At 40.7% G+C, this 3,609-nt stretch carries 5 protein-coding genes and 1 pseudogene; 4 read left to right on the top strand and 2 right to left on the bottom strand.

What is annotated here, in order from left to right; all coding sequences use genetic code 11:
* Window positions 1-389: pseudogene (locus HMPREF2926_RS04910) on the bottom strand (DNA replication protein); the annotation flags it as partial.
* A gap of 37 nt (window positions 390-426) precedes the next feature.
* Window positions 427-642: a helix-turn-helix domain-containing protein gene (locus HMPREF2926_RS04905; RefSeq protein WP_070448846.1), complete on the bottom strand. Its 216-nt coding sequence runs from the start codon at window positions 640-642 to the stop codon at window positions 427-429.
* A gap of 164 nt (window positions 643-806) precedes the next feature.
* Between HMPREF2926_RS04905 and HMPREF2926_RS04900 the strand changes: the two genes are divergently transcribed.
* The 4 genes from HMPREF2926_RS04900 to HMPREF2926_RS04885 all read left to right on the top strand — a co-directional run bounded on the left by HMPREF2926_RS04900 (window position 807) and on the right by HMPREF2926_RS04885 (window position 3,584).
* Entirely contained in the window at window positions 807-1,160 is a 354-nt protein-coding gene (locus HMPREF2926_RS04900; RefSeq protein ID WP_070586686.1) for a helix-turn-helix domain-containing protein, read from the top strand.
* Window positions 1,157-1,534: an ImmA/IrrE family metallo-endopeptidase gene (locus tag HMPREF2926_RS04895; protein ID WP_070586685.1), complete on the top strand. Its 378-nt coding sequence runs from the start codon at window positions 1,157-1,159 to the stop codon at window positions 1,532-1,534. The genes HMPREF2926_RS04900 and HMPREF2926_RS04895 overlap by 4 nt, the downstream gene beginning before the upstream one ends.
* A 13-nt stretch (window positions 1,535-1,547) precedes the next feature.
* Entirely contained in the window at window positions 1,548-2,015 is a 468-nt protein-coding gene (locus HMPREF2926_RS04890) for a membrane lipoprotein lipid attachment site-containing protein (RefSeq protein WP_070586683.1), read from the top strand.
* Between the two features lie 123 nt (window positions 2,016-2,138).
* A complete protein-coding gene (locus HMPREF2926_RS04885; RefSeq protein ID WP_070586688.1) occupies window positions 2,139-3,584 on the top strand; it encodes a recombinase family protein in 1,446 nt (481 codons plus the stop codon).
* The last annotated feature ends 25 nt before the right edge of the window (window positions 3,585-3,609 follow it).

Below are 3,609 nucleotides of genomic sequence, written 5' to 3'. Positions count from 1 at the left end.
GTCAGACACTTGCCCGTCACTTGTCCGTCAATGTATTTTTTTTGACCTGTAACCCGTTTCCCTTCAACCACCAAGTCTGTTTTTTCTAGTAACAGTTCGCGGTATCGTGAGGGTTGTACTCGGTCTGCTCTGATTTTGTTTTGTTCTTCAAAGTCAGTAATAAAGTAAACCATGTCGTCGTTTAGTGGTAAGATGAATTTTTTTACAACCAGCAACCCCAGCGAGTCTTCCTTAGCTCCGATCATTCGGACGATTGGAAAAGCCTCAACCACTCCATCGTCGTCACTCGATAAAATCAAGTGAGTATATAGAGCTTGCGCTTCGAACGGCATCATTAAAAATTTTCGACTTTGAAAAATCTTTTTAGATAACATTCTTCTCTCTGCCATCCTTCTCCTTTCTATTCACTCTGCCAGATTGTCGCATTTATGCGACTGTCTCGCTAAAAAAAATGGCCATAGCTTCATCTTTCGAAAGATCAAGAGCTGACACGATCAAATTTACTTCTTTGATCGAAAAGTTGCCATTTCGCTTCATCTTGCGGTAAAACGTACTTTTAGTAACACCGATTTTACTTGCAAGTTCTTCTTGCGTGGTATTTCGTTCTACGATTTTACCTTTCAACTTTGATACATTAACCATGTATTCTCCTTTCATTTTGTCGCACTTCTGCGACTTGTTGAATTAAGTATAACATGACCGAAAAGTTTTGTCAACAAAAAAATCGCATTTTTGAAACTTTCTTGTTGCGTTTTTGAAACTAAAGATGTAAAATTAACGTGTAATATATAAGAGGAGAAAAAACCATGAACGTCGGAGAAAGAATTAAATTAAGAAGAAAAGAATTGAAGATCTCTGCCGATACCCTCGCTGAGCGCGTGGGAGTTTCTCGCTCAACTATATTCAGATACGAAAGAGGGGATATAGAAAAGGTCGGTCCAGAGGTACTAAAGAAGATTTCTGAAACATTGAATATTTCGCCCGCTGACCTTATGGGTTGGGAAGATGAAGCAGAACAAACTGCTGAAACAAGGTACTCAGAAACAGATCTGCGCAAGCTGGCAGAGAGCGCAAAGACTTTCGACGGTAAGCCACTAACAGAAAGCGACATACAAGCGATACAGAATATAATAGAAATATACCTACAAGGCAGATTATGACGATAGAAGAAATATGCGACAGTGAGGGAGTCACCCTTGCTTACTTTGATAACGACCTATGGCCACGACCGGGAATGATAATCTCGGATATGAGGATTATCTTTGTTAATAAATCACTAACTAGAGAGGCCCAGAAAAGGGTCATATTGCACGAATTGGGCCACTTAAACCACACCAAGGCTAATTATATTATCAACCCGATAAAGTGCGAAAATGAAGCCAACCGGGCCATGATACACGCGCTTTTAAGAGAGGAGCTGGAAAGAGTAGACAAGGAAGATTTTAACTATTTAAACTTTATGGAACGACACAAACTTAAATCAGTAACCGACGAATTAATGGTAATTGATGAATTTTATAGGCTAGTAGGATAGCCGGGAGGAAAATATGAAAAAGGTAACATTTGCAGCAGTCGCAGTACTCACTATATTATTGACCGGATGCAGTCAAAATGAAGCAGATACGGACCAAAGTCAAGAACCAAGCACTGAACAAGTCTCATCATCAAGTGAAGTATCGACTTCTTCAACTTCTTCTAGCGATGTTTTACAAGGACGTTCTGCTTATGATGTTTTTGTGGAAAATTTCAAAGCATGGGTACATGGAGTTGATCCTAAAGCGTCTGTCAATTCAACCGAGAAAGATATAGCAATCACTATTTCAGATGCCCTAACCGATGAACAGATTAAACAGGCTCAACCTATGGTTGACGGTATGCTTAAAATAAAACAGTCCGGAGAGAATGAGCTTAGACAGTATGACCCAAACTTTAAAGCTCCAAACCTTATCGTTTTAGATGCTAATGCAAAAGTTATTGCGCAGGAGAAAGACGGTAAAATGATTTTAGACAAATAAAAAAAGCCCCACGCTCTCAAAGTTTGGCGACTTCAAGCGTGAGGCAATCAAGATAAAGAAAGGTTTCAAAATGACAAATTTTGAAAGGTGTCTTTCTATACTCTATTTTATCAGAAAGTGAGTATAAAGACAATGAATAAAGTAGCGTTATATGTGCGCGTGTCAACTACTTCTCAGTTGGAAGAGGGCTACTCGATAGAAGAGCAGAAAGCAAAACTTGAAAGCTACTGCGATATAAAAGACTGGCACGTTTACAAAGTATATACAGACGGAGGTTTCTCTGGCTCTACAACCGAGCGCCCAGCACTGGAGCAATTAATAAAAGATGCCCAAAGCAAGCTATTTGATACGGTACTAGTATACAAGCTGGACCGATTGAGCCGGAGCCAAAAGGACACGCTTTACTTGATCGAGGATATCTTTTTAAAGAATAATATTGAGTTCGTAAGCCTGCTAGAAAACTTCGACACCTCGACACCATTCGGGCGAGCCGTTATAGGGCTTTTGAGCGTATTTGCACAATTAGAGCGCGAGCAGATCAAAGAGCGTATGCAGTTAGGCAAGCTGGGTCGAGCTAAATCTGGTAAGTCTATGATGTGGGCTAAAACTTCCTACGGGTACAACTACGACAAAGAAACAGGGTCAATGACTGTTAACGAGTATGAAGCCCTGGCAGTCAAAGAGATATATTCATCATACTTGGCTGGTATGTCAATAACTAAATTGAGGGATAAGATAAACGAGGAATACCCCAAACAACCAGCTTGGAGTTATCGCACAATTAGAGGAATACTAGCCAATCCTGTATATTGTGGCCTCAATCAATACAAAGGCCAAACATTCCAAGGCACACACAAGGCTATAATCTCGCTAGATGATTTTGAGCAAACGCAAAGAGAGCTGGCCAAACGGCAGCAGACAGCAAAGGAACTCTCAAACCCTCGACCATTCCAGGCTAAATATATGCTATCCGGACTGGCACAATGCGGGTACTGTCACGCGCCCCTTAAAGTTATTTTAGGGGCTGTAAGAAAAGACGGTACACGCTTTAAAAGATACGAGTGCTACCAAAGACACCCGCGAAAAACAAGGGGTGTCACGGTTTACAACGACAATAAAAAGTGCGAGTCTGGCTACTATGACATGGAATTATTAGAGCATCATGTGTTAACACGCATCGCTCAGCTACAAAACGACCCAGACAAAATAAAAGAGCTGTTTTCGGACGATGCCAGCCCGGCAGTCGACAGGCAGGCAATCCAAAAACAAATAGACAGCCTAACACTCAAACTAAGCAAGCTGAACGATCTATACCTGGACGATAGGATCACGCTGGACGAATTAAGAGCTAAGTCTTCAGATTTCATCAAGCAAAGAACCGCCCTGGAAGGTGAAATAAAAAAAGCCTCGAATGATAAGCGAGCGGGCAAAAGAAAGAAAATTGAAAAGCTATTAGATGCTAGTAGTGTACTGGATATGGCCTACGATAATCAGAAAGTTATTGTCAGAGAGTTAATTGACAAGGTGCAAGTCACATCTGACAAGATAGTTATCCGCTGGAAAATTTGATAAATTTAGTTACGCTATTTTCAAT

Source organism: Streptococcus sp. HMSC078D09 (assembly GCF_001813675.1).
GTDB lineage: Bacteria > Bacillota > Bacilli > Lactobacillales > Streptococcaceae > Streptococcus.
This window is presented reverse-complemented; position numbering and strand designations above follow the sequence as displayed.

What these genes read in the sequence shown, in the direction of transcription:
- HMPREF2926_RS04905 (WP_070448846.1), bottom strand. Translation starts at nt 642, where the DNA reads ATGGTTAATGTATCAAAGTTGAAAGGTAAAATCGTAGAACGAAATACC.
- HMPREF2926_RS04900 (WP_070586686.1), top strand. Translation starts at nt 807, where the DNA reads ATGAACGTCGGAGAAAGAATTAAATTAAGAAGAAAAGAATTGAAGATC.
- HMPREF2926_RS04895 (WP_070586685.1), top strand. Translation starts at nt 1,157, where the DNA reads ATGACGATAGAAGAAATATGCGACAGTGAGGGAGTCACCCTTGCTTAC.
- HMPREF2926_RS04890 (WP_070586683.1), top strand. Translation starts at nt 1,548, where the DNA reads ATGAAAAAGGTAACATTTGCAGCAGTCGCAGTACTCACTATATTATTG.